26 protein-coding genes and 3 tRNA genes are annotated in these 25,598 nt (G+C 72.2%); 20 read left to right on the top strand and 9 right to left on the bottom strand.

The genetic code is table 11. The features are described 5' to 3' along the window. Positions 1-127 precede the first annotated feature (127 nt). The 3 genes from ACWGJ2_RS16785 to ACWGJ2_RS16775 all read right to left on the bottom strand — a co-directional run bounded on the left by ACWGJ2_RS16785 (position 128) and on the right by ACWGJ2_RS16775 (position 3,583). Positions 128-787, bottom strand: a complete 660-nt coding sequence (locus ACWGJ2_RS16785; RefSeq protein WP_453346896.1) for a response regulator transcription factor — start codon at positions 785-787, stop codon at positions 128-130. 121 nt (positions 788-908) lie between these two features. Continuing rightward, complete coding sequence (locus ACWGJ2_RS16780; RefSeq protein WP_453346834.1) at positions 909-2,258, bottom strand: sensor histidine kinase; 1,350 nt, start codon at positions 2,256-2,258, stop codon at positions 909-911. A 122-nt stretch (positions 2,259-2,380) separates the two neighbouring features. After that, the gene (locus ACWGJ2_RS16775; protein ID WP_453346833.1) at positions 2,381-3,583 is read right to left on the bottom strand and encodes a sensor histidine kinase; all 1,203 of its coding nucleotides are present in this window, start codon (positions 3,581-3,583) and stop codon (positions 2,381-2,383) included. A gap of 279 nt (positions 3,584-3,862) precedes the next feature. Here ACWGJ2_RS16775 and ACWGJ2_RS16770 point away from each other — a divergent pair, with 279 nt between their 5' ends. From ACWGJ2_RS16770 to htpX, 11 genes are all read left to right on the top strand, one after another. Then, complete coding sequence (locus tag ACWGJ2_RS16770; RefSeq protein WP_453346832.1) at positions 3,863-4,234, top strand: NADH-quinone oxidoreductase subunit A; 372 nt, start codon at positions 3,863-3,865, stop codon at positions 4,232-4,234. After that, a complete protein-coding gene (locus tag ACWGJ2_RS16765; protein ID WP_453346831.1) occupies positions 4,225-5,010 on the top strand; it encodes an NADH-quinone oxidoreductase subunit B in 786 nt (261 codons plus the stop codon). The genes ACWGJ2_RS16770 and ACWGJ2_RS16765 overlap by 10 nt, the downstream gene beginning before the upstream one ends. Next, a complete protein-coding gene (locus ACWGJ2_RS16760) occupies positions 5,007-6,212 on the top strand; it encodes an NADH-quinone oxidoreductase subunit C (protein ID WP_453346830.1) in 1,206 nt (401 codons plus the stop codon). Before ACWGJ2_RS16765 ends, ACWGJ2_RS16760 begins: the two co-directional genes overlap by 4 nt. Then, positions 6,209-7,171 carry a complex I subunit 1/NuoH family protein gene (locus ACWGJ2_RS16755; protein ID WP_453346895.1) on the top strand — a complete coding sequence of 321 codons (963 nt, stop codon included), beginning with the start codon at positions 6,209-6,211 and terminating at the stop codon, positions 7,169-7,171. Before ACWGJ2_RS16760 ends, ACWGJ2_RS16755 begins: the two co-directional genes overlap by 4 nt. Beyond that, on the top strand, positions 7,168-7,767 hold the full coding sequence (locus ACWGJ2_RS16750; RefSeq protein ID WP_453346894.1) for a NuoI/complex I 23 kDa subunit family protein: 600 nt from the start codon (positions 7,168-7,170) through the stop codon (positions 7,765-7,767). The genes ACWGJ2_RS16755 and ACWGJ2_RS16750 overlap by 4 nt, the downstream gene beginning before the upstream one ends. Further along, positions 7,764-8,378: an NADH-quinone oxidoreductase subunit J family protein gene (locus ACWGJ2_RS16745; RefSeq protein WP_453346829.1), complete on the top strand. Its 615-nt coding sequence runs from the start codon at positions 7,764-7,766 to the stop codon at positions 8,376-8,378. Before ACWGJ2_RS16750 ends, ACWGJ2_RS16745 begins: the two co-directional genes overlap by 4 nt. Continuing rightward, positions 8,378-8,848, top strand: a complete 471-nt coding sequence (gene nuoK / locus ACWGJ2_RS16740) for an NADH-quinone oxidoreductase subunit NuoK (RefSeq protein ID WP_453346828.1) — start codon at positions 8,378-8,380, stop codon at positions 8,846-8,848. Before ACWGJ2_RS16745 ends, nuoK begins: the two co-directional genes overlap by 1 nt. Further along, positions 8,845-10,914, top strand: coding sequence for an NADH-quinone oxidoreductase subunit 5 family protein (locus ACWGJ2_RS16735; protein WP_453346827.1), 2,070 nt, complete (start codon positions 8,845-8,847; stop codon positions 10,912-10,914). The genes nuoK and ACWGJ2_RS16735 overlap by 4 nt, the downstream gene beginning before the upstream one ends. Before the next feature lie 26 nt (positions 10,915-10,940). Beyond that, positions 10,941-12,680: a complex I subunit 4 family protein gene (locus ACWGJ2_RS16730; protein WP_453346893.1), complete on the top strand. Its 1,740-nt coding sequence runs from the start codon at positions 10,941-10,943 to the stop codon at positions 12,678-12,680. After that, positions 12,677-14,365 (top strand): NADH-quinone oxidoreductase subunit N, encoded by a 1,689-nt coding sequence (locus tag ACWGJ2_RS16725; RefSeq protein ID WP_453346826.1) that lies wholly within the window; start codon positions 12,677-12,679, stop codon positions 14,363-14,365. Before ACWGJ2_RS16730 ends, ACWGJ2_RS16725 begins: the two co-directional genes overlap by 4 nt. A 171-nt stretch (positions 14,366-14,536) precedes the next feature. Further along, the gene (htpX, locus tag ACWGJ2_RS16720) at positions 14,537-15,400 is read left to right on the top strand and encodes a zinc metalloprotease HtpX (protein ID WP_453346825.1); all 864 of its coding nucleotides are present in this window, start codon (positions 14,537-14,539) and stop codon (positions 15,398-15,400) included. 23 nt (positions 15,401-15,423) lie between these two features. Here the strand turns inward: htpX and ACWGJ2_RS16715 are convergent, their stop codons facing one another. Together ACWGJ2_RS16715 and ACWGJ2_RS16710 are read right to left on the bottom strand one after the other, a co-directional pair. Beyond that, positions 15,424-15,825 (bottom strand): YccF domain-containing protein, encoded by a 402-nt coding sequence (locus ACWGJ2_RS16715; RefSeq protein WP_453346824.1) that lies wholly within the window; start codon positions 15,823-15,825, stop codon positions 15,424-15,426. A 75-nt stretch (positions 15,826-15,900) separates the two neighbouring features. Then, positions 15,901-16,539 (bottom strand): TetR/AcrR family transcriptional regulator, encoded by a 639-nt coding sequence (locus ACWGJ2_RS16710; protein WP_453346823.1) that lies wholly within the window; start codon positions 16,537-16,539, stop codon positions 15,901-15,903. 229 nt (positions 16,540-16,768) lie between these two features. Between ACWGJ2_RS16710 and ACWGJ2_RS16705 the strand changes: the two genes are divergently transcribed. Then, positions 16,769-18,376, top strand: a complete 1,608-nt coding sequence (locus ACWGJ2_RS16705) for an MFS transporter (protein WP_453346892.1) — start codon at positions 16,769-16,771, stop codon at positions 18,374-18,376. Here ACWGJ2_RS16705 and ACWGJ2_RS16700 read toward each other — a convergent pair. Further along, positions 18,363-18,851, bottom strand: coding sequence for a YajQ family cyclic di-GMP-binding protein (locus tag ACWGJ2_RS16700; RefSeq protein ID WP_453346822.1), 489 nt, complete (start codon positions 18,849-18,851; stop codon positions 18,363-18,365). The two genes, ACWGJ2_RS16705 and ACWGJ2_RS16700, sit on opposite strands and share 14 nt — an antisense overlap. 190 nt (positions 18,852-19,041) lie before the next feature. On the opposite strand from ACWGJ2_RS16700, the gene ACWGJ2_RS16695 reads away from it, so the two are divergent. Together ACWGJ2_RS16695 and ACWGJ2_RS16690 are read left to right on the top strand one after the other, a co-directional pair. Further along, positions 19,042-19,123: transfer RNA gene (locus tag ACWGJ2_RS16695), tRNA-Tyr, on the top strand. A 131-nt stretch (positions 19,124-19,254) separates the two neighbouring features. After that, positions 19,255-19,470 (top strand): EF-hand domain-containing protein, encoded by a 216-nt coding sequence (locus tag ACWGJ2_RS16690; protein ID WP_453346821.1) that lies wholly within the window; start codon positions 19,255-19,257, stop codon positions 19,468-19,470. Between the two features lie 353 nt (positions 19,471-19,823). Here ACWGJ2_RS16690 and ACWGJ2_RS16685 read toward each other — a convergent pair whose 3' ends face one another. Both ACWGJ2_RS16685 and ACWGJ2_RS16680 read right to left on the bottom strand, forming a co-directional pair. Then, entirely contained in the window at positions 19,824-20,495 is a 672-nt protein-coding gene (locus ACWGJ2_RS16685) for an NAD(P)H-binding protein (protein ID WP_453346820.1), read from the bottom strand. 112 nt (positions 20,496-20,607) lie between these two features. Beyond that, positions 20,608-21,984, bottom strand: coding sequence for an amidohydrolase family protein (locus tag ACWGJ2_RS16680; protein ID WP_453346819.1), 1,377 nt, complete (start codon positions 21,982-21,984; stop codon positions 20,608-20,610). Positions 21,985-22,223: 239 nt separating this feature from the next. Here ACWGJ2_RS16680 and ACWGJ2_RS16675 point away from each other — a divergent pair. The 6 genes from ACWGJ2_RS16675 to ACWGJ2_RS16650 all read left to right on the top strand — a co-directional run bounded on the left by ACWGJ2_RS16675 (position 22,224) and on the right by ACWGJ2_RS16650 (position 24,919). Continuing rightward, a tRNA-Thr gene (locus ACWGJ2_RS16675) sits at positions 22,224-22,296 on the top strand. A 46-nt stretch (positions 22,297-22,342) separates the two neighbouring features. Then, positions 22,343-22,415 (top strand) — tRNA-Met (locus ACWGJ2_RS16670). An 89-nt stretch (positions 22,416-22,504) separates the two neighbouring features. Next, complete coding sequence (gene rpmG / locus ACWGJ2_RS16665; protein ID WP_003956487.1) at positions 22,505-22,669, top strand: 50S ribosomal protein L33; 165 nt, start codon at positions 22,505-22,507, stop codon at positions 22,667-22,669. Between the two features lie 154 nt (positions 22,670-22,823). Beyond that, entirely contained in the window at positions 22,824-23,300 is a 477-nt protein-coding gene (locus ACWGJ2_RS16660) for an FAS1-like dehydratase domain-containing protein (protein WP_453346818.1), read from the top strand. A 5-nt stretch (positions 23,301-23,305) separates the two neighbouring features. After that, positions 23,306-23,740, top strand: a complete 435-nt coding sequence (locus tag ACWGJ2_RS16655) for a MaoC family dehydratase (protein WP_453346817.1) — start codon at positions 23,306-23,308, stop codon at positions 23,738-23,740. 123 nt (positions 23,741-23,863) lie between these two features. Then, positions 23,864-24,919 (top strand): UDP-N-acetylmuramate dehydrogenase, encoded by a 1,056-nt coding sequence (locus ACWGJ2_RS16650; RefSeq protein ID WP_453346816.1) that lies wholly within the window; start codon positions 23,864-23,866, stop codon positions 24,917-24,919. A 37-nt stretch (positions 24,920-24,956) separates the two neighbouring features. On the opposite strand, the gene ACWGJ2_RS16645 is transcribed toward ACWGJ2_RS16650, so the two are convergent. Continuing rightward, positions 24,957-25,592: an NAD(P)-dependent oxidoreductase gene (locus ACWGJ2_RS16645; protein WP_453346815.1), complete on the bottom strand. Its 636-nt coding sequence runs from the start codon at positions 25,590-25,592 to the stop codon at positions 24,957-24,959. Positions 25,593-25,598 lie beyond the last annotated feature (6 nt).

Below are 25,598 nucleotides of genomic sequence, written 5' to 3'. Positions count from 1 at the left end.
GGTGTACCCCTCAAGCTCCACATTTCGCCCCGCACGCCCCGTCGTGACAGGTCATCGGTCCAGTTCGTCGAGAAACGGTCGATCCGGTTGTAGAAGTCGCAGAAACGGTGGAAACGGTCGGGAAAGCCTAAGAATTAAGATAGGTGAGCACGGCCAGCACCCTACGGTGATCCGCGTCACTCTGGGACAGCCCCAGCTTCAGGAAGATGTTGCTGACGTGCTTCTCCACGGCCCCGTGGCTGACCACGAGCTGCCGCGCGACGGCGGAGTTCGTCCGGCCCTCGGCCATCAGCCCCAGCACCTCCCGCTCCCGCGGGGTCAGCCCCGCCAGCACGTCCTGCTTGCGGCTGCGGCCGAGCAACTGGGCGACCACCTCGGGATCGAGCGCGGTGCCGCCCTCGGCGACCCTCACCACCGCGTCGACGAACTCCCGCACCTCGGCCACCCGGTCCTTGAGCAGATAACCGACCCCGCGGCTCGATCCGGCCAGCAGCTCCGTCGCGTACTGCTCCTCCACGTACTGCGACAGCACCAGCACCCCGAGATCCGGGTGCGCCTCGCGCAGGGCGATGGCGGCGCGCACCCCCTCGTCGGTGTGCGTCGGCGGCATCCGTACGTCCGCCACCACCACGTCGGGCAACTGGCCCGCGTCGGCCAGCTCCGCGACGGTCTTGACCAGCGCGTCGCCGTCGCCGACCCCGGCGATCACCTCGTGCCCACGGTCCGTCAGCAGCCGGGTCAGGCCCTCCCGGAGCAGCACCGAGTCCTCGGCGATGACCACCCGCACCCTGTCCTCCACGATCACTGGCCCCCGGCTCCCCCGCCCTCGCCCTGATGAGACGGGACCAGCATCCCACTTTTCGGGGCGGTGGAGGGGCGTACGGACGCGCCACGTGGGGCGCATCGGGTCAGCCGCGTCCCGCGTGCCAGGGGAGCTGCGCGGTCACGGTCGTCGGGCCGCCCTCGGGCGACTCCAGCAGCAGCATCCCGTCGACGGAGCCGAGGCGTTCGGCGAGTCCGGAGAGTCCGGTTCCGGTGGTGGTGTCGGCGCCGCCCCTGCCGTCGTCCGTGACCTGGATGAACAGGCGGGTGTCGCTGCGCCAGATGTCGATGGTGGCGCGGGTGGCGTGGCTGTGCTTGCTGATGTTCTGGAGGAGTTCGGAGACGGTGAAGTAGGCGATGCCCTCGATGGCCCTCGCCGGACGCTCTTCGAGGTCGGCCGTGACGGTGACGGGGACGGTGCAGCGGGCGGCGAGTGAGGAGAGGGCGGGGCCGAGTCCCCGGTCGGTGAGGATGGCGGGGTGGATGCCGCGCGCGAGGTCCCGTAGTTCCTGGAGGGCGAGTTTCACCTCGCCGTGTGCCTCGTCGACCATCTTGGCCGCGGCCTCGGGGTCTTCGAGGAGCTTCTCCTTGGCCAGTCCGAGGTCCATGGCGAGGGTGACGAGGCGGGCCTGGGCGCCGTCGTGGAGGTCGCGTTCGATGCGGCGCAGGTCGGCGGCGGCCGTGTCCACGACCACCCCCCTGTCCGCCTCCAGCTCCGATACCCGCGTCGCCAGGGAGGAGGGGCCGAGCAGCCCGCGGACCAGCAGCCCGTCGACCTGGGTGAGACCCCGTACGAGCCAGGGCGTCAGCAGCACGAACACCAGGCCCGTCGCCGAGACGACGGCCAGCTCGGAAGGGTTGTCCAGCATGTAGCGGGGTTCGCCGTTCGCGTCGTTCCACAGTTGGATGCCGGGCTCGTCCCCGGGGAGTGCCCACCGCCACATCGGATAGGAGAGCAGCCCCAGCCCGCAGGACCAGAAGACCACCGCGAAGCAGAAGACGACCAGGGCCCAGGGGAAGTACAGCACCGAGTAGAGCAGGTGACGCCAGCTCACCCCGTCGCGCAGAAGGGCGCCGATGACGCCCAGCGGGCCCTTGCGGCGCTGCGTCACCCGTACGGGTGCGGGTTCCCCCACCCGCACACCGAGCAGCGCGCGGGCGCGGGCCCGCTCCATGCGGCCGATGACGCGGCAGCCCGCGAGCCCGAGCGCGAGTACGGGGATGCCGAGGAAGGTGACCAGCAGGCCCGCGCCGAGGGAGAGGGGGATCACCGCGTAGGTGAAGGCGAAGATCGCGACGGGCAGCCCCGTGACCGCGTACAGCAGCTCCCGCCACGTGCGGCCCTCGAAGGGAGCGCGCAGCAGCGCGGGCACCCGGCTCCTGTGGTGCTGTCCGGCGCGCGACGCGCCCGGCCTGTCGTCGTATGCCGTGGCCATGGTCGTTGTCCTCGTCCTCGTCGTCGTTCTGATCGAGCTTGCTCGTGGCGTGGTTGCTCGTGCTTGCCCGTGCTGCTCGTGCTGCTACTGCTCGTACGGGTGATGTGTGGGGGTGGGCGCGTTCACCTCACGGCACGGGGCTCCTGGTGGCGGTCGCGCCACGGGAGTTCGGCGGTGATGGCCGTCGGGCCGCCGGCGGGGGAGTCGACGAGGAAGAGGCCGTCGACGGAGCCGAGGCGTTCGGCGAGTCCGGAGAGTCCGGTTCCGGTGGTGGTGTCGGCGCCGCCCTGGCCGTCGTCGGTGACCTGGATCAGCAGACGGGTGTCGCTGCGCCAGATGTCGATGGTGGCGCGGGTGGCGTGGCTGTGCTTGCTGATGTTCTGGAGGAGTTCGGAGACGGTGAAGTAGGCGATGCCCTCGATCGCGGGGGCCGGGCGCCGCTTCAGCTCCTCGGTCACCGTGACGGGGACGGAGCAGCGGGCGGCGAGTGAGGAGAGGGCGGGGCCGAGTCCCCGGTCGGTGAGGATGGCGGGGTGGATGCCGCGCGCGAGGTCCCGTAGTTCCTGGAGGGCGAGTTTCACCTCGCCGTGTGCCTCGTCGACCATCTTGGCCGCGGCCTCGGGGTCTTCGAGGAGCTTCTCCTTGGCCAGTCCGAGGTCCATGGCGAGGGTGACGAGGCGGGCCTGGGCGCCGTCGTGGAGGTCGCGTTCGATGCGGCGCAGGTCGGCGGCGGCCGTGTCCACGACCACCCCCCTGTCCGCCTCCAGCTCGGCGACGCGTCGCTCCATCTCGTCGGACGGCGAGAGCAGCGCGCGCACCATGGCCCGGTCGACGTTGGTCAGCCCGCGCGCCAGCCACGGGAGCACGGGCCAGCCGACGAAGAGGGAAACGAAGGTGAGCGCCGCCGTGAACCAGACCCACGGCAGCCTGACGACGAAGTAGAGCGCGGTCCGCCACGCGACCGAGTCCTTCAGCCGCGCCCACAGCCACGGGAAGAAGCCGTGCTGCCACGCGCGCAGCGGGCTCGGCGCCTCGACGTGCAGACCGAGCAGCGCGCGGGCGCGGGCCCGCTCCGCCTTGCCCAGTTGGCGGCAGCCGAGGAGGGACAGGGCGAGGAAGGGCAGCCCGACGACCGTGACCGAGAGCAGCACACTGACGGCGACGACGACGGCGATGTAGACAAAGCCGAGCAGGTTGACCGGCAGATTGGAGAGGAGATGGGCGGTCTCCCGCCAGGTCCGCGCGTCGAGCGGGGCGCGGGGAGGGGGCAGCCGGTCGTCGCGGGTGGCGTCGCCACGGGTGGAGGGGAAGGGGCTCGCGGTCATGCTCACAAGACTGTCGGGCGGCGCGGGGGTGCGCCATGGGGTGCGGAGGTGCGTGCGAGTAGGGATAACCCCACCAGGGCGCGGGTAGCGGGGCCCGGGTGGCCGGGGTGGGGCGGGTGCGCCGTGGGTGCTTCAGGTGGCGGGTGGTGCCTCACGGGTCGGCGCGGCCGTGGGTGACGCGCCGGTTCGCCAAGGGCCCGCAGGGCCTAGACTCCCGTGCGTACAGATCGTCGAACACGACACACCACCACCACAGCGAGCGAGTGAGGACGGGCGGACGTGCCGGACTACTTCCACGGCTACTCGGTCGTCGGGCTGGTCGCGGTCGTCGGGGTGCTGTTCGTCGCCGTGGCCTTCGGGGCCGGGCGACTGCTGCGGCCCGTGGTGCCGACGCCGGAGAAACTGCTCACGTACGAGTGCGGCGTGGACCCGGTCGGCGAGGGGTGGGCGCACACGCAGGTCCGCTACTACGTCTACGCCTTCCTCTACGTCATCTTCGCCGTCGACTCGATCTTCCTGTTCCCGTGGGCGACGGTCTTCGCCGCACCTGGGTTCGGCGGTGTCACGCTGGTGGAGATGTTCATCTTCCTCGGCTTCCTCACCGTGGGCCTGCTGTACGCATGGAAGAAGGGCGTCCTGGAATGGACGTAAGGACGACGGACCTGCCCGAGCCCTCCCCGCGCAAGCTGGGACCCCTGGCCCGGCTGGCTCCCGAGCCGATGAAGGTGGTCCTCAACTGGGGCCGCCGCTACAGCCTCTGGGTCTTCAACTTCGGGCTCGCCTGCTGCGCCATCGAGTTCATCGCCGCTTCGATGGCGCGCCACGACTTCATCCGGCTCGGGGTCATCCCCTTCGCGCCGGGCCCGCGGCAGGCGGACCTGATGGTGGTCTCCGGCACGGTGACCGACAAGATGGCCCCGGCCGTGAAGCGGCTCTACGAGCAGATGCCCGAGCCCAAGTACGTGATCTCCTTCGGCGCCTGCTCCAACTGCGGCGGCCCGTACTGGGACTCGTACTCCGTGACCAAGGGCGTCGACCAGATCATCCCCGTCGACGTCTACGTCCCGGGCTGCCCGCCCCGGCCCGAGGCGCTGCTCCAGGGCGTGCTGAAGCTCCAGGAGAAGATCGCGGCCGAGTCGACGGCCAGCCGGTACGGGCCCGGCACGGGTGACGGGCCCGCCGGTAACGGTGACGGCACGGGTGACGGCGCGGCGGTGTCCGGGGGCCGCCCCTCGGCGGCGGCCCTGACGAGCGGACTGGTGACGCCGCCGGGTGCGTCGGGCGGACCGGGTGCACCGGGTGCGTCGTCCGCGCCGGGTACGTCGGGTGGGCCGGACACGTCGTCCGCGCTGGGTGCGTCGGGCGGGCAGGGTGCGTCGGACACGCCGGGTGGGTCGGACAAGGGCACCGAGGAGAGCGGCCGGTGACCGACGCCCAGGACCCCAGCACCCCGGGAGCCCCCGGCACCCCGGACACCGGCGCGGAGCCCGCGGCCGGCGCGACGACGGAGCCCGGCGCGGCAACGGAGTCCGGCGCCGCGCCAGAGGCTCCGCCCGCCCCGCCCGTCGGATGGCTGCCCCGCGGCGCCGACGCGCTCTTCGGCGAGGGCGCGCACGCGGAGGAGGCGTACGGCCTCCTCACCGTCGATGTCCCCGCCGCCTCCTGGATCCCCGCGCTGGAGACGGCCCGCGACCAGCTCGGATGCACCTACTTCGACTGGCTGAGCGCGGTCGACGAACCGGGCACCGGCTTCCGCGTCTGCGCCCACGTCGTCGCCCTGCCGACCGGCCCGCGACAGGCGGAGGCACCGGAACAGGCGCCGGGCCTCAACCGTCTGGTGCTGCGCACCACCGTCCCCCACGAGGCACCGGTCCTGCCGACCGCGACCCCCGTGTACGCGGGCGCGGCCTGGCACGAGCGCGAGACCCACGAGATGTTCGGCCTCGGCTTCACAGGACACCCCCATCTCGTACCCTTGCTGCTCCCCGACGGCTTCGAGGGACACCCCCTGCGCAAGGACTTCGTCCTGGCCGCACGCGTCGCCAAGGCGTGGCCGGGCGCGAAGGAGCCGGGCGAGTCCGAGCACGGCGGCCCGAAGCGCCGTCAGATGCTTCCCCCCGGCGTCCCCGACCCGAACGAGTGGGGCCCGCTGAAGGGCCAGCTCCCGCCCGTACCCTCGCGCCCCGCGCGGGGCCGCGCCGCGTCCGGCGAGCGCCCGGCGCGCCGTACCCGTTCGGCCACCGCCGGCTCCGCGAGCCAGCAAGGCCGGCGAGAAACACCCTCGGCAGAGACGCCCGCGAGCAGCCCTGAGCGCCCGGCGCGACGCACCCGTTCCGCCTCCGCCGGCTCCGCCAGCCAGCGCACGACCCCCGAGAAGGCGGCCGAGCAGGCCCCCGATCAGCCCCCCGGCCCCGAACAGGCGGCACCGGAGCCCGCGAAGGAGCCACGCGCAGAGCCGGGCACCCGCTCCTCCGACGCCCCCTGGCACACTGCCCGCCCGGCCTTCGAGTCCCCGGAGCAGACGACTCCGGACACGACGGGCCCCGCCGAGGCGGAGGCGGAAGACAACCGGCGGGCCGGACGGCGGACCGGTGAGGACGAGGAGAAGCAGACAGGGGGCGACGACTGATGGACGTGCTCGACGTCGCATGGCGCCTGCTCGCCGTGCTGCTCGCGTTCCTCGTCCTGCCGCTGCTCGTGGGTCAGACCGAGCACAAGGTCATGGCCCATATGCAGGGGCGGGTCGGCCCGATGTACGCGGGCGGCTTCCACGGCTGGGCGCAACTCGTCGCCGACGGCGTGAAGTTCGCGCAGAAGGAAGACATCGTCCCGACGGGCGCCGACCGCCGCATCTTCCAGCTGGCCCCGGCCGTAGCGCTCATCCCGTACCTCCTCGTTCTCGTCGCCATCCCCGTCGCGCCCGACGGGGGTGTCCTCCAGGCCGTGGACGCGGGCATCTTCTTCGTGCTCGCCGTGATGGGCGTCGGCGTGCTCGGCTCGCTCATGGGCGGCTGGGCCTCGGCCAACAAGTTCTCCCTCCTCGGCGGTCTCCGCACCGCCGCGCAGCTCATGGCGTACGAGCTGCCCATGCTGCTCGCCGCCGCCTCCGTGGCCATGGCAGCCGGAACCCTCTCCCTTCCCGGCATCCTGGACGCCTGGGAGTGGTGGTGGCTGCCGTGGCAGGCCATCGGTGGCCTGGTCTTCTTCGTCGCCGGACTCGCCGAACTCCAGCGGCCTCCCTTCGACGCCCCCGTCGCCGACTCCGAGATCATCTTCGGTGCCTACACGGAGTACACCGGACTCCGCTTCGCGCTGTTCCTCCTCGCCGAGTACGCGGGCATCGTCATCCTGTCCGCGCTGACCACCGTGCTCTTCCTCGGCGGCTGGCACGGGCCGTGGTCCGGTGAGCTGGGCTGGGTGTGGACCCTGCTCAAGACCGCCGTACTGGCCTTCGGCGTCATCTGGCTGCGGGTGAGCTACCCGCGGCTGCGCGAGGACCAGATCCAGCGCGTCGCCTGGACCGTGCTCGTGCCGCTCGCCCTCCTCCAGATCGCCCTCACCGGCGTCATCAAGGTGGTGATCTCCTGATGCCCCTCCCCGGATCCGGGCTCGCCAAGGGCCTGGCCGTCACCCTCCGCACGATGACCCGCCGTTCGGTCACCGAGCACTATCCCGACGTCCAGCCCGAACTGCCCCCGCGCACGCGCGGCGTCATCGGCCTGTTCGAGGAGAACTGCACGGTCTGCATGCTGTGCGCCCGCGAGTGCCCCGACTGGTGCATCTACATCGACTCCCACAAGGAGACGGTGCCCCCGGCAGCGCCCGGTGGCCGCGAGCGCAGCCGCAACGTGCTCGACCGCTTCGCCATCGACTTCTCGCTGTGCATGTACTGCGGTATCTGCATCGAGGTCTGTCCTTTCGACGCGCTGTTCTGGTCACCGGAGTTCGAGTACGCCGAGACGGACATCCACAACCTCACCCACGAGCGCGACAAGCTGCGCGAGTGGATGTGGACGGTGCCCGAGCCGCCCGCGCTCGACGCCTCGGCCGAGGAGCCCAAGGAGATCGCCGCCGCCCGCAAGACGGCGGACAAGCTCGCCGCGGCCCAGCAGGCCGAGACCGACGCCGCGGCCCAGCAGGCCGAGGACCAGCCCCAGCAGCCCCAGCAGGAGGGCGACGCGTGACCGCCGCCGCTGCCCACCCCGGCTTCCTCTCACCGACCGGGGTCGAGATCGTCTTCGTGCTCGTCGGCCTCGCCACGCTCGGCGCGGCGGTCGTCACCGTCACCACCAAGCAGCTCGTGCACGCCGCGCTGTGGCTCGTCGCCGCGCTCGGCGGAGTCGCCGTCGAATACCTCCTCCTCACCGCTGAGTTCATCGCCTGGGTGCAGGTGTTGATCTACGTCGGTTCCGTCGTGGTCCTCCTCCTCTTCGGGCTGATGCTCACCAGGGCGCCCATCGGCCGTTCGCCGGACGCCGACTCCGGCAACCGCCGGGTCGCGCTGGCCGTCGCGGTGGCCGCGGCGGCGACCCTGGTCACGCTGGTCGTGGACGCCTTCCGTGCGACCTGGATCGATCTCGACTCCGCCGTGCTGGGCTCCGCCAAGGTGACCGGCGAAGCGCTCTTCCGGCACTGGGTGCTGCCCTTCGAAGCGCTCTCCGTCCTCCTCCTCGCCGCGCTCGTCGGCGCGATCGTCCTCTCCCGCCGCCCCGGCCGGGACGACGTGCCGAAACCCCGCACCAGGAACGGCGGCGCCCCCGCTCGCAAACCCCCCTTCAGGGAGGGCCGGCACTGATGCACCTCGCCTATCCCGCCGTCCTCGCCGTCCTCCTCTTCTGCACCGGTCTCTACGGCGTCCTCGCTCGCCGCAACGCGATCCTGGTGCTGATGTCCGTCGAGCTGATGCTCAACGCCGTCAACCTCAACCTCGTCGCCTTCGACGTCTGGCTCCGCGACACGCTCCACGCGGGCCAGGCGCTCACGCTCTTCACCATCGCCATCGCCGCCGCCGAGATCGGCATTGGTCTCGCCGTCGTGCTGCTCGTCTACCGCAACCGCGGCAGCTCCGACGTCGACAGACTGAGAGACCTCCGGGAGGGAGGCGCTGCGGGCGTCTCCGCAGGCGGCTCTGACGATACGGAAAGTCTGACACTCGCCACTGACAGTGACGGTGGCGACGGCGGAAACAGCACCGCCGACAGAGCCGGTGACGGCGACGGAAAACGCATCGACCAGGGGAAGACCGCAGGAAGGCGGACCGCGTGACCACCACGACCCTCGCCGTCCTCGTCCCCCTGCTGCCCTTCCTCGGCGCCGTCGCCGGACTCCTCCTCGGGCGGCGCGTGCCCGGCCTCGTACGGCCCCTCGCCGTACTGCCCACGCTCCTCGCCGCCGTCCTCGCCGTCCTCGTCGCCGCTCGGCAGGGCGGCGGCACCGCGCTGCGCGCCGCGACCGAGCTGGCGCCGACGGGCAACGACGCGCTGCCCATCCAACTGGCCCTGCACCTGGACGGCTTCGCGGTGCTGGTGGCCGTGCTCGTCGGCGTCGTCGCCACCTGCGTGCAGGTGTACTCCACCGGGTACCTCCGCGACGACCCGCGCTACGCCTCGTACGCGGCCCTCGTCTCCCTCTTCACCGCCGCGATGCTGCTCGTCGTCTACAGCGACGACCTCATCGTGCTGCTGGTCGGCTGGGAGATCATGGGCATCTGCTCGTACTTCCTCGTCGGGCACTACTGGGAGACGAGCGCCGCGCGCTCCGCCTCCCTCAAGGCGTTCCTGGTCACCAAGCTCGGCGACGTCCCCTTCCTGATCGGCATCCTGGCCCTCGCGTCCGACGCGGGCACCTTCCGCATCAGCGGGATCACCGCCAAGCTCGGCTCCTCCCTCTCCGGCTTCGAGCTGGCCCACCCCACCGTGGTGGGGCTGCTGCTGCTCGCCGGGGTCGCGGGCAAGTCGGCGCAGTTCCCGCTGCACACCTGGCTGCCGGACGCGATGGCGGGCCCCACGCCCGTGTCCGCGCTGATCCACGCCGCGACGATGGTCGCCGCCGGTGTCTACTTCGTGGCCCGGCTGCTGCCGGTCTTCGCCGCCTCGGCCGTCGTGCTCGTCGTGCTGGCGCTGATGGCCGCCGCCACCATGATCGGTTCGGCGCTCGCGGCGCTGGCGCAGGACGACATCAAACGTGTCCTCGCCTACTCGACCGTCGGCCAGCTCGCCTACGTGGCCGCAGCGCTGGCCGTCGCCGACCGTGGCGCGGCCGTCTTCCACATCCTCACCCACGGCGCGTTCAAGGCGCTGCTCTTCCTCGCCGCCGGGGTCGTCATCCACGCCGCGGGCACCAACTCGCTGGCGGCGATGGCCCGCATGGGAGGCATCGCCAAGCGGGCCCCCGACGCGTACTGGACCATGTCCGTCGGGCTCCTCGCGCTGGCAGCCGTCCCGCCCTTCGCGGGCTTCTTCTCCAAGGAAGCGGTACTCGGCGCCGCCGAGCACGCGGCCTTCGGCGAGCAGCACGGCGTACCGGCGGGCGCGGGCTGGGTCGTCCTCGTGGCCGGGATGTTCACCGCGCTCCTCACCGCCGCCTACGCGACCCGGCTATGGCTCCTGGCCTTCCGCGGCAACGGCGCCCCCGAGCCCGATCCCGATCCCGAGCCCGGGTCCGACGCCGCATCCGCGCACGGGGACGCACACGGCCGGGTGCCCGTCGTCATGAACGTCGTCCTGTGGATCCTCGCCCTGCCCTCCCTCGCGCTGGGCCTGCTCTTCGGCGCGCTCCCCGGCTGGTTCGACGGCCACTCGCTCGCGCCGACCCTCGCCACCTCCGTGCTGGCCACGGGCGTCGCGCTCGTCGGCGGGATCATGACCTACGCGGCCTGGCGGCACACCACCGCGCTCGCCGCGGCGCGCACGCCCCTGGGCGCCGTCGCCGCGCACCCCGACGCCGACCCCGCGCTCTCCGAGGCCGAGGCCATCGCCACCCACGAACCCGCCTACGGCGACATCGCCTCGGCGCCCGACCCCGCCGACCCCGGACGGCTCCTCCTCGGCCCCCTCCACCGCCACGCGGTGCACGGCTTCCACCTCGACGCCGCCTACGCCGCGCTGGTGGTCAGGCCGACCCTCGCCGCCGCCGGGCTGGTGCGCTTCCTCGACCGCGACGTCGTCGAGACCTATGTGCGCGGAGCGGGACTCGGGCCGCGCCTCCTGGGCACGCTCGTACGCCGCACCCAGACGGGCAACGTGCAGACCTATCTCGGGGCGCTGCTCGCGGGCTCCCTCGTCCTCGCCCTGGCCGCGGTACTCGTCGCCACCGGAACCGGAGGAGCGTGAGCGTGCTCTCCCTCAGCAACACCGTCATGCAGCTTCTCCTCGCCGCCGTCCTGGTGCTGCCGCTGCTCGGCGCCGCCGCCGCGCTGCTGCCCGCGCCTCCGGGGCTGAAGGGCAGCGGCCCGGATCAGGCCGTGCTCCGCCACGGCGTCACCGTCACAGGGGCCGTGCTGGCCGCGACGGTGGTGCTCGCGCTCGGCTTCGACCACGGTCACCCGGCGGCCATGCAGGCCGAGTCCGACGTCGCCTGGATCCCGTCGCTCGGTATCCGTCTCCACCTCGGCATCGACGGCGTCTCCCTCCCGCTCCTCGTGATGACCGCGCTGCTGACCTTCCTCTGCGCGCTCTACAGCTACCGCAAGATGCCCGCGGGCCCGTCCCCGAAGGCGTTCGTCGCGCTGATCCTCGTCCTGGAGTCCGGCACCCTCGCCACCTTCGCCGTCCTCGACCTGATGCTGTTCTTCCTGGCCTTCGAGATGGTGCTCATCCCGATGTACTTCCTCATCGCCCGCTGGGGCGGCGGGGACAAGGCACGCGCTGCCTGGAAGTTCATCCTCTACACGCTGCTCGGCTCCGTCGTGATGCTGCTCGGGCTGCTGCTCATCGGCCTTCGCAGCGGCACCTTCGACATGGTCGCACTCGCCTCCGACAACGGCCGCGGACTGGGCCACACCACCCAGCTCCTGGCCGTCCTCGCCATCGGCGCCGGACTCGCCGTCAAGACCCCGATGTGGCCGCTGCACAGCTGGCTCCCCGACGCGCACACCGCCGCGCCCACGGCCGGTTCGGTGCTGCTCGCGGGCGTGCTGCTGAAAATGGGCACCTACGGGTTCGTGCGCATCCTGCTCCCCGTCGCCCCCGAGGGCATGCGGACCTTCGCGCCCTACCTGGCCGCGTTCGCGGTCGTCGGCATCGTCTACGGGTCGCTCGCCTGCCTCGCCCTGGCCCGCAGGGGCGCGCGCGGCGACCTCAAGAGGCTCATCGCGTACTCCTCCGTCGGGCACATGGGCTTCGTCCTCCTGGGCATCGCGTCCATGACCCGTACGGGTGTGAACGGCGCCCTGTTCGCCAACATCGCGCACGGCCTCATCACCGGGCTGCTCTTCTTCCTCGTCGGCGCCCTCAAGGACCGCACAGGTACCACCGACCTGGACGCACTCTCCGGCAGGAGCGGCGCGGCCCTCTACGGGAGCGCGCCCCGCTTCGGCGGCCTCCTCGCCTTCGGGGCCGTCGCCTCCCTGGGGCTGCCGGGGCTCGCGGGCTTCTGGGGCGAGATGCTCGCGCTGCTCGGCGCGTTCCACCCGGCCGACGGGCTCAGCCGCCCCGCCTTCCTCACCTTCATGGCGGTCGGCGCACTCGGCACGCTGCTGACGGCCGCTTACATGCTCGTCGTCGTGCGGCGCGTGTGCATGGGCGACCCGCACGAGGCGCCGACGTACGGCCCGGCGGGTCCGGCGGACGGCGCGACGCGTGAACCGGAGCGCGTCGCCGTGGGCGCGCCCGCCGCGCCCGCCGCGCGCGCCGAGGTCGGGTCCGACGCGGAGACCGGCGCCCCCGAACCCGGCACCGGTCCCGAACCCGGCGCAGGCCCAGGCCCAGGCACCGCATCCACCCCCGCACCCACACCCGTGCCCGACGTGCGCCCGTACGAGTTCGCCGCCTGGACCCCCCTCGTCGCCCTCACCGTCCTCGCCGGACTGTGGCCCGCGGTGCTGCTCGGGCTCACCGAACCGGCCGTGCAGAACCTCCTGCCAGGAGTGACCCGATGACCACCGTCACCACCGCCGCAGGCGCCGTCCAGTCCGTCGACTGGGTCGCCATCGCACCGCCGACCGTCGCCGCCGTGGTGGGCCTCGCCGTCCTGGTCGCCGACCTCTTCCTGCGCGAGGGCCGCAAACCGCTGCTCGGCCGGGCCGCCGTCGCGGGGCTCGCGCTGTCGGCGCTGGCGCTGCTGCCGCTCGTCGGCGGGGACGAGCGCGCGACGTTCTGCCTGACTGCCGACCCAGCCGCGTGCAGCTACGTGGCCGACCGCTTCACCCTTGTGGTGCAGTTCCTCGTCCTGGGGGCCGCGTTCGTCGTCGGTCTGCTGTCGATGTCCTCCGTACGGGACAGCGAACTGCCCCCGGGCGAGTTCTGGTTCCTGCTGCTGTCCTCCGCCGCCGGAGCGGCGCTGCTGCCCGCCTCGCGCGATCTGGCCACCCTCGTGATCGCGCTCGAAGTGGCCTCGCTCCCGGCGTTCGCGTTGGTCGGGCTGCGTCGCGGCGAACGGCTCTCCTCCGAGGCGGCGCTGAAGTTCTTCCTGTCCTCCGTCACCGCGACGGCCGTCATGCTGCTCGGCGTCAGCTTCGTCTACGCGGCAGCAGGCAGCCTCCACCTCGGTACCGTGGCGGAGGAACTCCCGGACGCTGATCCCAGGCTGAGCACCCTGGCGACCGTCGGCGTCGCGCTCACCCTCGTCGGCTTCGCCTTCAAGACAGCGGCGGTCCCCTTCCACTTCTGGGTCCCCGAGACGTACGTGGGCGCGCCCCTGCCCGTCGCCGCCTACCTCTCCGTCGTCGGCAAGGCCGCCGGGCTCTCCGGGCTGATCCTCGTCACCGTCGTCGCCTTCCCCTCCTACGGCGACGTGTGGGGCCCCGCGCTCGCCGTGCTGGCCGCGCTCACCATGACCGTCGGCAACGTCGCCGCGCTGCGCCAGCGCGCCGACCGCACGTACAGCGCCGTCCGCCTCCTCGCCTGGTCCTCGGTCGGGCAGGCGGGCTATCTGCTGGTGCCGATCGCCGCCGCGGCCTACGTCGACGAGCCGGGCGAGGCCGTGGGCGCCACGGTCGCCTACGCGCTGATGTACGCCGTCGTGAACCTCGGCGCCTTCGCCGTCGCCGCCGTCCTCGGCCGCCCCGGCACGGCGACTCCCGGGGGCGCGCGTCCGGGGCCGGACCCGGACGGCCTGGACGTGGCCCGCGACACCGCGGCCAACCGCCTCACCGATTACCGCGGCCTCTACGCCAGCAGCCCCCTCACGGCCCTCGCGATGGGCTTCTTCCTGCTCTGCCTCGCGGGGCTGCCCCCGGGCGTCATCGGCCTCTTCGCGAAGGTCACCGTCTTCCGCTCAGCCGTGGACGCGGGCCTGGGCTGGCTCGCCGTCGTCATGGCGGTGAACGTCGTGATCGCGCTCTACTACTACCTGCGCTGGACGGCGGTGCTCTTCCGCGCCCCGGAGCGGGAGCCCGAGGTGGCGTACGAGACGGAGGCCGGTCAGGAGCCCGGCGCCGCCGCTCCGGCCACCGCCACCGCCACAGCCACCGCGACCGCCGTACGGGCGGACGCCGCGACCCACGCGCGGCTCGCCGTGAGCGCCCCCCTCGCCGCGAGCATCGCCCTCACGGCCGTCCTGGCGCTCGCCCTCTCCGGCGCCCCGCAGCTCGTCCTGCGGTTCGCCTCGGGCGGCCTGCTGTAGCGCTGTGGCGCTTGTAGCGGCGTAGGGGCCGGGCCCCGGCCCAGGCGCCCCGGCCGTGCCGCGGGAACCCACCACCTTCGCCTCGCGTTGGTCTGTACGTGAGGGTCCACTGGAAGGTGGAACATCCACCTGGCTCAGGGTTCCCCTGCTGCACCACCTGGAGGGCGTACCGTGCACCGCCGGCACAACGGGCTGAGGACAGCCCTACTCCTCGGGGGACTGTCCGCTCTCATCATCGTCATCGGCAGCTTCTTCGGCCGTGCGGGACTGGTCGTCGCGCTGCTCGTCGCACTGGGCACCAACGCCTATGCGTACTGGAACAGCGACAAACTCGCGCTCCGCGCCATGCGGGCACGCCCCGTCAGCGAGTTCGAGGCGCCGGAGCTGTACCGCATGGTCCGCGAGCTGTCCACGGCGGCGCGGCAGCCCATGCCGCGCCTCTACATCTCGCCGACGCAGGCGCCGAACGCGTTCGCCACCGGCCGTAACCCCCGTAACGCGGCCGTGTGCTGCACCGACGGCATCCTGCGCCTGCTGGACGCGCGCGAGCTGCGCGGGGTCATCGGGCACGAGCTGAGCCATGTCTACAACCGGGACATCCTCATCTCGTCGGTCGCCGGAGCCCTCGCCTCCGTCGTGATGTTCCTGGTCAACTTCGCCTGGCTGATCCCCTTCGGCCGCTCCGACGACGATGACGGGCCCGGCCTGTTCGGGATGCTGCTGATCATGATCCTGGGCCCGCTGGCCGCGTCCCTGATCCAGCTCGCCGTCTCCCGCTCCCGCGAGTACGAGGCCGACGCCTCCGGCGCGCAGCTCACCGGCGATCCGCTGGCCCTGGCCTCGGCGCTGCGCAAGCTGGACGCCGGGACCAAGCAGTTGCCGCTGCCTCCCGAGCCCCGGCTGGAGACGGCGAGCCACATGATGATCGCGAACCCGTTCCGGCGCGGCGAGGGCCTGTCCAAGCTCTTCTCCACCCACCCGCCCATGGACGAGCGGGTGGCCAGGCTGGAGAGGATGGCGGGCTGGCGCCGGTAGCGCCGCCCGCTATGGCGTGAACGTCACCTCGCGCCGAAGCGCTGGTCGCTCGGGACGACGTCCCTGCCCAGCGGCATCAGCGAGATCGGGATGAGCTTGAGGTTCGCCCAGCCGAAGGGGATGCCGATGATCGAGACGAACAGCGGGATGCTGGTGAGCAGGTGCCCGAGGGCCAGCCACCAGCCCGCGAAGACGGTCCAGATGACGTTCCCGACGAAGGACGGCGCCCCGGCACCCGGGCGCTCCACCGTCGTACGGCCGAACGGCCACAGCACATAGCCCGCGATCCGGAACGAGGCCACGCCGAACGGGATCGTGATGATCAGGACGCAGCAGATGACGCCCGCGATGACGTAGCCGATCGCCATCCAGATTCCGCAGAAGACGAGCCACAGCAGGTTGAGGATCAAGTCGAGCAGCTTCATGCTCGTAAGCCTCCCATGCGACCGCCGTTCATGATCAAAACCGTTCATGGTTGAGGCGGTTCATGAACGAGGCCGTTACGTTCCCGACTGAGCCGTGTCTTCCGCGGTCCCCGTCCCCGTACCCGTACCCGTCCCCGTACCCGCGTCCGTGACGATCCGCCGCATGGCCTCGATCAACTCATGGCCGGGCAGCGCGTAGTCCGGGGCGAGGGCCTTCTGGACGACGAGGCCGGCGACCAGTGCGTGGTAGAAGCCGCCGTAGACGCGGGCCTCGTCCTCGGTCACCTCGTCCTGAGGCTTCCCGTTGAAGAGGGACACGAGCCCCGCACGGGCCTCGGGCAGCACCTGGGCGAAGGCCGCACGCAGCTCCGGATCGTCGTCCGCGCTCAGCACCGCCTCCAGGTTCGCCGACCAGAGGCGCTGATGCCGCTCGAAGAGCGCCGTGGCCTTGGACCAGCCCGCCTCGAAGCGCTCCGCCAAGGGGGCTTCGGGGGAGACCTCCTTCTCCAGCGCCTCCTGGACGTCGTCGCCCCAGTCGCCCACGGCCGCGAAGAGCGCCTCACGCATCAGCGCGTCCTTGGAACCGTAGTGATAGCCGATCGAGGCGAGATTCGTCCCGGACGCCTTCACGATGTCCCGCGCGGTGGTGCGCGCGTACCCCTTCTCCAGCAGGCAGCGCTTGGCGCCCTCCAGCAGATCCTCGCGATGTCCCATGCGCACGACTGTATCGGTGCGCTGTACGGCCGTCCCAGACGTACGTACGTCTTATACGAACGTCCTAGACAAGTGTTTAAGACGCCCGTATATTCGCGCCATGCCAACCTCTCCGACACCTCCCTCCGACCCCTCGCGGTCGCCGTTACAGCCGTCTCCGTCTCCGTCGCCCCCGCCCCCGACGCCGCCGCGCGCCGGGCGGCGCGAGTGGACGGCGCTCGTCGTGCTGATGCTGCCGCTGCTCCTGGTCTCCATGGACGTCTCCGTCCTCTACTTCGCCGTCCCCGCCATCAGCGCCGACCTCGCGCCCAGCGCGGCGCAGCAACTGTGGATCTTCGACATCTACGCGTTCGTCCTCGCCGGACTGCTGATCACGATGGGTTCACTGGGCGACCGCATCGGCCGCCGCAGACTGCTGCTGCTCGGGGCCGTCGCCTTCGGGGCGGCCTCCGTGACCGCCGCGTACGCGACCAGCGCCGAGCTGCTGATCGCCGCACGCGCCCTGCTCGGCATCGGCGGCGCCACGCTGATGCCGTCGACCCTGGCGCTCGTACGCAACCTCTTCCTCGACGCACGCCAGCGCGCCGCCGCCATCGGCGTCTGGTCGGCGGTGATGACGGGCGGCGTCGCGCTGGGCTCGGTGCTGAGCGGGGTGCTGGTGGAGCACTTCTGGTGGGGCTCGGTCTTCCTCGTCAACGTCCCCGCGATGCTGCTCCTGCTGGCCCTCGCTCCGGTGCTCATACCGGAGTCCAGGGATCCGGAGCCCGGACGGTTCGACCTGCTGAGCGTCCCGCTGTCGATGGCCGCCGTACTGCCCGTGATCTACGGCCTGAAGCGCGCCGCCGAGCACGGCCCCGACGGCGTCTCCGGGCTCGCCGTCCTCGCGGGACTCGGCTTCACGGCGGCCTTCGTGCGACGTCAGCGCACCCGTGAGGCCCCGATGATCAGCCCGGACCTGTTCCGCGAGCGTGGCTACGCGTCAGCGGTCGTCCTCAATCTCGTCGCCGCCTTCGCGATGATGGGCTCGGCCTACTTCACGACGCAGTACCTCCAGTCCGTGCTCGGCATGGGAGCACTGGAGGCGGCGCTGTGGAGCCTGGCCCCGTCCGTGGCCATCGGCGCCGCGGCCCCCGTCGCCACCACCCTCGTCCAGCGGGGCGCCGACCGCGCCCGCGTGGTGTGCGGAGGGTTCCTCGTCGCGGCGGCCGGATTCGGGGTGCTCGGGCTGTGCGGTACGGATTCCCTGGTGACGGTGCTCGTCGGCGCGGGGGTGCTGGCCTGCGGCATCGTCACGGTGATGTCGCAGCTCACCGACCTCGCGCTGGGCGCGGTCCCGCCGCGACGCGCCGGCACGGCCAGCTCCGTACTGGAGACGGGGCAGGAGTTCGGCGGGGCCCTGGGCATGGCCCTGCTCGGCAGTGTCGGCGCGGCGCTCTACCGTCGCGACCTCGACGGCTCCCTGCCCGGCGGCCTCCCCGCGCGGGCGGCCGAAGCGGCCCGCGAGACGCTCGGCGGCGCGGCGGCCGTCGCGGAGCGGCTGCACGGGCGTACGGGGGAGGCGGTGCTCGGCGCGGCGCGCGAGGCGTTCACGCACGGGATGCGGGGCGCGGCGCTCGTCGCGGTCGTGGTGCTGGTGGGGGCCGCGCTGGTCAGCGTGCGGGCGCTGGGACAGGAGCGGGGGCGGGGGCGGGTGCCGGAAACGGCCCGTTCCGGCACCCGTACCGGTGCCCCTGCCGACGTCCCCGGGGACGGTTCCGGCGCCCCTGGGGACGGTTCCGGCGTCCCGCCGTCGCCCGGCGAGGGCGCGGAGGCTCAGCGACCGCTCAGCGGTAGTTGACGAACTGGAGGGCGAAGTCGAAGTCCTTGCCCTTCAGCAGGCTGATGACGTCCTGGAGGTGGTCACGGCTCTTGGAGGACACCCGCAGCTCGTCGCCCTGGACCTGGGCCTTCACGCCCTTGGGGCCCTCGTCGCGGATGATCTTCGCCACCTTCTTGGCGTCGTCCTGGGAGATCCCCTCCTTCAGGGACCCGAAGATCTTGTACTCCTTGCCGGACGACTGCGGCTCGCCCGTGTCCAGCGCCTTCAGGGAGATCCCGCGCTTGACCAGCTTGGACTGGAAGATGTCGAGGACGGCCTTCACGCGCTCCTCGGAGTTGGCGCGCATCTCGATCTTCTCGCCCGACCACTCGATCGAGGCGCCCACGCCCTTGAAGTCGTAGCGCTGCGCGATCTCCTTGGCGGCCTGGTTGAGCGCGTTGTCGACCTCCTGCCGCTCGACCTTCGAGACGATGTCGAAACTGGAGTCGGCCATGGTGAGTTGGCTCCTCGTGCGTAGATCCGTCAGGGAAGCGGCCCGCGCGCGGCCCGCGCAGCAAGCCTAGCCACCCGCCCCCTCATCCACCGCTGATCAACCGAGTGGCGAACCACCCCCGGTCATCGGGTATGGTTTACACCGTTGCCACAGAGCACCGCCCCCGAGCGGCGCCCAGGCGACAATCCCAGGCGGTGTGCCCGAGCGGCCAAAGGGAGCAGACTGTAAATCTGCCGGCTCAGCCTTCCCAGGTTCGAATCCTGGCGCCGCCACAGGAAGCCAAGAGGCCCCTGACCTGCTGTGAAGCAGGCGGGGGCCTTTTGCTGTACCCGAGGCCCTTGTACGCGGGTTGGCTCTCTACGCTGTGCTGGCCGGATATCCGATCATCGAGAGGGACAGTTCCGTGGCCGACATTGACGCCGCACGCAAGACGTTCGAGAAGTTCGACCGGGACGGCGACGGGTTCGTCACCGCGGTGGAGTTCCAGCAGGCCATGGTGGAGCTGGGGGACCGGCACTACACGGTCGGGCTGGCCGAGGCGATCCTCAAGACGCGGGATGCCAACGCGGACGGCGTGCTCTCGTTCGACGAGTTCTTCCAGCGCGCCAAGGAGGTCTGACGGGCCCTGCCCTCACCCTCAGCGCGGGACCTCCGGTCCCCTCTTCACGGGCCAACCGTCCCGCGCGACACCCTCCTCGCTGAGCGGAACGCCTGCTCACAGCAAGTGGCGCCGGCCGTTAGTCGGCCACGTAGCCGGGAGGGGACGTGGTGGGGTGTCCCCGCAAGTGGTGGCGACGAGTGCCGGGGGAAACACGTAAACGAGACCCGCACTTGTCGCCGCCCGAGGAGACACCCCGGCGCGGCACCGACCCCACCCACACAGCACCGCACCACGGCGCACCCCCACAGAGCCGCACCGGGCAAACGGCGAACCGCACAGCGCAGCGCCCCGCACTCCGCGAAGGGGACCGCTCAGCCCCGGGCCACCCGCGCGACCGCGTCCGCGACCCGCGTCTCGCCCCCGATCAGCTCCAGCGTCATCCCCGCCGTACCCGGCTCATCGAGCAGCCCCGCCAGCACCGCCGCGACATCGTCGCGGGTCACCTCGTCGCGCCCCGTGTGCTCCGCGAGGGACACCAGCCCCGTGCCCGGGTCGTCCGTGAGGCGGCCGGGGCGCAGGACCGTCCAGTCGAGGCCGTCCCGCGCCCGTACGGCGTCGTCCGCCGCGCCTTTGGCGCGCAGGTACGCCGCGAAGACCGGGTCCATCCCGGCGGGCGGCTCGGTGAGGGAGGCGTCCGCGTTCATGGACGAGACGACCAGGAAGCGCCGTACACCGGCACGCTCGGCCGCGTCCGCGAACAGGAGCGCCGCGTCCCTGTCGACGGTCTCCTTGCGCGCGGCACCGCTGCCGGGCCCCGCACCCGCGGCGAAGACGGCACCGTCGGCGCCCTCCAAGTGCTTGGCGACCTCCTCGACGGAGGCCGACTCCAGGTCGCAGACCACGGGTTCCGCACCCGCCGCGAGCAGATCGCCCGCCTGCTCCGGCCTGCGGATGATGCCCGCTGCCTCGTCTCCGCGCCCGGCGAGCAACCGCTCCAGCCGAAGTGCGATCTGACCGTGTCCACCAGCGATGACTGTGCGCATACTCCCGACCGTACGCCTCCCCGCGCGCCCGTCACGGCACCCCGCCCCCACCCTCACTCCACTGCGCCCCGCCCGCCCCCGCCGTCCTCGAAACCAGATGCCTGACCGCCCGTCAGCCCTGTGACTGCCGCGGCAGCCCGAGCCCGCCCGGCGCGGCGAAGTCGCAGAACTCGCGCACCGCGCTCGTGCGCGAGACCACGCGCCCCCGGTGGATGACGACCCGGCTGTACGCGAGCGAGAGCATCCCCGCGATCTCCGTGCCCCGTACGGCCAGCAGCTCGGCGGGGAAGCCCGCCTCGACGCGTACCTCGGGCAGGCCCATCGCCTTCCGCGCCCGCGCCGCGACCGCCTCGTAGGCCGCCGCCGGGGCCGCCTCGCCGTGGGAGGCGAGGAGGTAGGCGGCCTCCAGCGGGTCGCCCCTGCCCACCGGGTTCGCGGCGTCGCGCAGCGCCCCGCTGCCCGCGGCGACCGCGACCCCGGCGGCGGACAGCAGCCGTACGGGCGCGACGCGCGAGGGCGAAGAGGGCACGGAGGGCGAAGGGCGCTCCAGTACGCGGCAGTTGCCCTGCGGCAGGCAGACGACGGTGACGCCCGCCGCCGCCAACTGGTCGGCCGTGCGTGCCGCCGTCTCGTAGGGGAGGCCGCCGAGCCCGCCGCAGGGGCCGATGGTGACGCCGGGCCTGAGCCCGCCCGCCGCCGCTGCCAGCCGGGACAGGCGCGCGGGATCGCCCCCGTCCGTGTGCAGGTCGACGGCGCAGCCGTGCTCGGCTGCCACGTCCAGCACCGCTTCCACGTAGCCGCCGGGGTCGGGGTCCAGGTCCGGGCAGCCCCCGACGACCGTCGCGCCCATCTTCACCGCGTCCCGCAGCATCGCGAGCCCGTCGGCGCCCGCGACCCCCGTGAGCAGACGGGGCACGGCGACGGTGGTCAGTTCGCACAGCCCCCGCAGCGTGCGACGGGCCAGCAGCACCGCCTCCAGAGAGCGCAGCCCGGCCACGTCACCGATGCGTGTGTGGGTGCGCAGCGCGGTCGCGCCGTGGCCGAGCTGGAGCAGCGCGGCCTCGGTCGTACGCCGTCTGACGTCCTCGGGCGCGCTGCGCGGGGGCCCGGCCGAGCCGGGGGTGTCGGCGGTGAGCGCGGTGTCGTAGTGCGCGTGGGGTTCGGCGGGCGCGGGAAGCAGCAGATAGCCGGAGAGGTCGACGCGGGCGCCGCCGGGCGGCAGCCGCCCGGGCGCGAGGCTGCCCGCCGTGCCGACCGCCTCGATGCGCCCGCCGCCGAGGCGTACGTCGACGGTGCGCCCGTCGGCCAGCCGGGCCCCGCTCAGCAGGAGCGCGTGCGGCGGCGCGGGCACGGGCGTCTCGGAGGCAGAGGCAGAGGCGGAAGCAGAGGCGGAAGCGGAAGCGGGGGCCGCGGGGGATTCGCGGGGCTCCGGCTCGTGGCGGGCTTCCGGACCGGAATCCCTCGGCTCCTGCGGCTGGCTGTCGGCCATCGGACTCCCCGGCGCTCGGTGGGACGGTTCGGGGCCCGGCGTGTGCCCCTGAAGATCACAGCAAGATCACGCAGCGTGTGACGAGGGTAGGACCCGCGCGGGGCACCGGCGAGGAGGAGCCGAATAGTCGTACTGGTGTGGTGCGGGAGGCACTTGAGGCGCGGGCGCGGGGACACCCGCGTGACCCTCCGATACCGATTTCATCTTCGGCGGCCAAGCGTGTAATGTCTTCATCGCTCGCCCCAATAGCTCAGTCGGCAGAGCGTCTCCATGGTAAGGAGAAGGTCAACGGTTCGATTCCGTTTTGGGGCTCTGATGTGAGAGGTCTCCCGCCACCCGGTGGGGGCCGCCACATCGTGGCGGTGTAGCTCAGTCGGTAGAGCAAGCGGCTCATAATCGCTGTGTCACCGGTTCAAGTCCGGTCACCGCTACTTCACCGACAGTAGCCGGTTGTGGGCTCGTTCCTCCGATCGGCTACTCTTTCTGTGTTAAACCTGTCCGTTCGTCAAGGAGCACTCACGTGGCTGCCACAGACGTCCGCCCGAAGATCACGCTGGCCTGCGTGGAGTGCAAGGAGCGGAACTACATCACCAAGAAGAACCGGCGTAACAACCCGGACCGTCTTGAGATGAAGAAGCACTGCCCGCGCTGCAACTCGCACACCGCGCACCGCGAGACGCGCTGACAAAGTCTCTTCTGCGAGGCCATCCCCGAACTCGGGGGTGGCCTCGTCGTATTGCGTGGCCCGTTCGTTCCGTGCCCCGCGCTCCCCGTTCCCCAGCTCTCCGCTCTCCGCTCTCCGCTCTCCGCAATTCACGGCCGCAGGAGGTGCCGCGTACATGGCGCTCGACCAGTCCTTCGTCGGGCGGAACTATCCGCCCGCCCGCTCGTACGAAGTGGGCCGCGAGAAGATCCGCGAATTCGCCGAGGCCATCGGTGACGCCAATCCCGCCTACACCGATCCGGACGCCGCCCGTGCCCTGGGCCACGACGACGTGATCGCCCCGCCGACCTTCGTCTTCACCATCACCTACACGGCGGCAGGCCAGGTCATCGAGGACCCGCAGCTCGGGCTGGACTACACCCGCGTCGTGCACGGGGACCAGAAGTTCGCCTACACCCGGCCCGTACGGGCGGGGGACAGGCTCACCGTCGACTCGACCATCGAGTCGATCAAGTCCCTCGCTGGCAACGACGTCCTGGACATCCGCGGCGAGGTCCACGACGCCGAGGGCGAACACGTGGTGACCGCCTGGACCAAGCTGGTGGCCCGCGCGGCGGAGCCCGCACCGGAACCCGCGGCAGAGGGAGCGTGACGAAGATGACAGCGAAGATCGCCTACTCCGACGTCGAGGTCGGCACCGAGCTGCCCTCCCAGAGCTTCCCCGTGGACCGGGCGGCCCTCGTGCGCTACGCGGGCGCCTCCGGCGACTTCAACCCGATCCACTGGAACGAACGGTTCGCCAAGGAGGTCGGACTGCCGGACGTGATCGCGCACGGCATGTTCACCATGGCCGAGGCGGCGCGCGTCGTCACGGACTGGGCCGGTGACCCGGCCGCCGTCGTGGAGTACGGGGTGCGCTTCACCAAGCCCGTGGTCGTCCCCGACGACGGCGAGGGCGCGGTCATCGAGGTCGGCGCGAAGGTCGCGGCCAAGCTGGACGACGAGGCGCGCACCGTCCGCGTCGACCTGACCGTCATGAGCGCGGGCCAGAAGGTGCTGGGCATGTCCCGCGCGGTGGTCCGGCTCGCCTGAACCGGCTCGCCTGAACCGTCCAGCCGGAACCCCGGGGCGGAACCGTCCCGGGCGCGAGGACGCGGGGCGTGGCGCCGGTGGCCTCGGCGCCGGCACGCGGATCACTCTCGTACGCTTGAGCGCGTGCAGGAACTCCACGAAGCCCCCCTCGCCCCCCTGACCACCTTCCGGCTCGGCGGCCCGGCCGCCCGCCTGATCACCGCCACCACCGACGACGAGGTGGTCGCCGCGGTCCAGGAGGCCGACGACGCCGGTACGCCGCTGCTGCTCATCGGCGGCGGCAGCAACCTCGTCATCGCCGACGAGGGCTTCGCGGGTACAGCCGTACGCATCGCCACCTCCGGCTTCACGCTCTCGGGCGAGCGCCTGGAGCTCGCCGCGGGCGAGAACTGGTCGGACGCGGTCGCCCGTACCGTCGAGGCGGGCCTCGCCGGGATCGAGTGCCTGGCGGGCATCCCCGGCAGCGCGGGCGCGACCCCGGTCCAGAACGTGGGCGCCTACGGGCAGGAGGTCTCCTCCACCATCACCGAGGTCGTCGCCTACGACCGCCGCGCCCGCGAGACCGTCACCCTCCCCAACGCGGAGTGCGGCTTCTCGTACCGGCACAGCCGCTTCAAGGCCGACCCCTCGCGCTACGTAGTGCTGCGGGTCCGCTTCCTGCTGGAGGACGCGGGCGGGCTCTCGGCGCCCCTCAAGTACGCGGAGACCGCGCGGGTCCTGGGCGTCGAGCCCGGCGAGCGGGTGGCCGCGGCGACCGCGCGCGAGACCGTGCTGAAGCTGCGCGCCGGCAAGGGCATGGTGCTCGACCCCGAGGACCACGACACCTGGTCGGCGGGGTCCTTCTTCACCAACCCCGTCCTGGACGAGGCCGACTTCGCCGCCTTCACCGAGCGCGTCGCGGAACGGCTCGGCGCCGACGTGGCGGCGCCCGCCTTCCCCGCGGGGGAGGGGCGCACGAAGACCTCGGCCGCCTGGCTCATCGACAAGGCGGGCTTCACCAAGGGCTACGGCAGCGGCCCGGCCCGCATCTCCAGCAAGCACACCCTCGCGCTCACCAACAGGGGCGACGCCACCACCGCAGACCTGCTCGCGCTCGCCCGCGAGGTGCGGGACGGGGTGTACGAGGCGTTCGGCGTGACGCTCGTCAACGAACCGGTGACGGTCGGCTGCACGCTCTGAGTCCGCGAGCCCTCCGAGCCCGCGAGCCGTCCGGGGCTCAGATGGCGACCCCCACCACCTGCTTCACGGTCGCCGCATCCCCCAGCATCGCGAGCATCGCGTGCGCCAGGTCCGAGCGCGGTATGTGGTGCCCGCCGGAGACGGCGCCGCCGAGGGTGCGCCGGTAGCGCTCCGTCCGCGGGGCGTCGGTGAGCCGCGGCGGCCGTACGACCGTCCACTCCGCCGCGCTCGCGAAGATCTCCTCCTCCATCACCGCGAGGTCGGCGTAGACGTCACGGAAGGCCCGCCGCACCAGCGGCAGCATGACCTTGCGGTACAGCGGTCCCTCGCCCTCGGGCGCCGGGCCGACCGGCGCCGCGCTCACCGCGATGTACCGGCTGACCCCCGCCTGCTCCAGGGCGCGCAGGATCGCCCGCGTGCCCTCCGAGGCGATCCCCGCGCCCTTGTTGTGGGGCGAGCCGAGGCCCGACAGCGCGGCCTCGCGCCCCTCCAGCGCGGGCACCAGCGACTCCGCGTCCGTCACGTCCGCAGTGATCACCTCCAGCCGCTCGTGGCTCACGGCCAGCCGGCCCGGATCCCGTACGACAGCGGTGACCTCGTGCCCCGCGTCCAGCGCCTGGAGGACGAGCTGCACGCCCGTACCGCCCGTCGCGCCGAAGACCGTGATGCGCATGATGGC

It is taken from the genome of Streptomyces sp. NPDC054796, from assembly GCF_053611545.1.
Note: the sequence above shows the minus strand (reverse complement) of the source record. Positions and strands in the feature narration are given on the sequence as shown.

What these genes read in the sequence shown, in the direction of transcription:
- ACWGJ2_RS16765 (WP_453346831.1), top strand. Translation starts at nt 4,225, where the DNA reads ATGGACGTAAGGACGACGGACCTGCCCGAGCCCTCCCCGCGCAAGCTG.
- ACWGJ2_RS16700 (WP_453346822.1), bottom strand. Translation starts at nt 18,851, where the DNA reads ATGGCCGACTCCAGTTTCGACATCGTCTCGAAGGTCGAGCGGCAGGAG.
- ACWGJ2_RS16655 (WP_453346817.1), top strand. Translation starts at nt 23,306, where the DNA reads ATGACAGCGAAGATCGCCTACTCCGACGTCGAGGTCGGCACCGAGCTG.
- ACWGJ2_RS16780 (WP_453346834.1), bottom strand. Translation starts at nt 2,258, where the DNA reads ATGGCCACGGCATACGACGACAGGCCGGGCGCGTCGCGCGCCGGACAG.
- ACWGJ2_RS16730 (WP_453346893.1), top strand. Translation starts at nt 10,941, where the DNA reads ATGCAGCTTCTCCTCGCCGCCGTCCTGGTGCTGCCGCTGCTCGGCGCC.
- ACWGJ2_RS16705 (WP_453346892.1), top strand. Translation starts at nt 16,769, where the DNA reads ATGCTGCCGCTGCTCCTGGTCTCCATGGACGTCTCCGTCCTCTACTTC.
- ACWGJ2_RS16775 (WP_453346833.1), bottom strand. Translation starts at nt 3,583, where the DNA reads ATGACCGCGAGCCCCTTCCCCTCCACCCGTGGCGACGCCACCCGCGAC.
- ACWGJ2_RS16685 (WP_453346820.1), bottom strand. Translation starts at nt 20,495, where the DNA reads ATGCGCACAGTCATCGCTGGTGGACACGGTCAGATCGCACTTCGGCTG.
- ACWGJ2_RS16660 (WP_453346818.1), top strand. Translation starts at nt 22,824, where the DNA reads ATGGCGCTCGACCAGTCCTTCGTCGGGCGGAACTATCCGCCCGCCCGC.
- ACWGJ2_RS16725 (WP_453346826.1), top strand. Translation starts at nt 12,677, where the DNA reads ATGACCACCGTCACCACCGCCGCAGGCGCCGTCCAGTCCGTCGACTGG.
- nuoK (WP_453346828.1), top strand. Translation starts at nt 8,378, where the DNA reads ATGCACCTCGCCTATCCCGCCGTCCTCGCCGTCCTCCTCTTCTGCACC.
- ACWGJ2_RS16680 (WP_453346819.1), bottom strand. Translation starts at nt 21,984, where the DNA reads ATGGCCGACAGCCAGCCGCAGGAGCCGAGGGATTCCGGTCCGGAAGCC.
- ACWGJ2_RS16645 (WP_453346815.1), bottom strand. Translation starts at nt 25,592, where the DNA reads ATGCGCATCACGGTCTTCGGCGCGACGGGCGGTACGGGCGTGCAGCTC.
- ACWGJ2_RS16715 (WP_453346824.1), bottom strand. Translation starts at nt 15,825, where the DNA reads ATGAAGCTGCTCGACTTGATCCTCAACCTGCTGTGGCTCGTCTTCTGC.
- ACWGJ2_RS16710 (WP_453346823.1), bottom strand. Translation starts at nt 16,539, where the DNA reads ATGGGACATCGCGAGGATCTGCTGGAGGGCGCCAAGCGCTGCCTGCTG.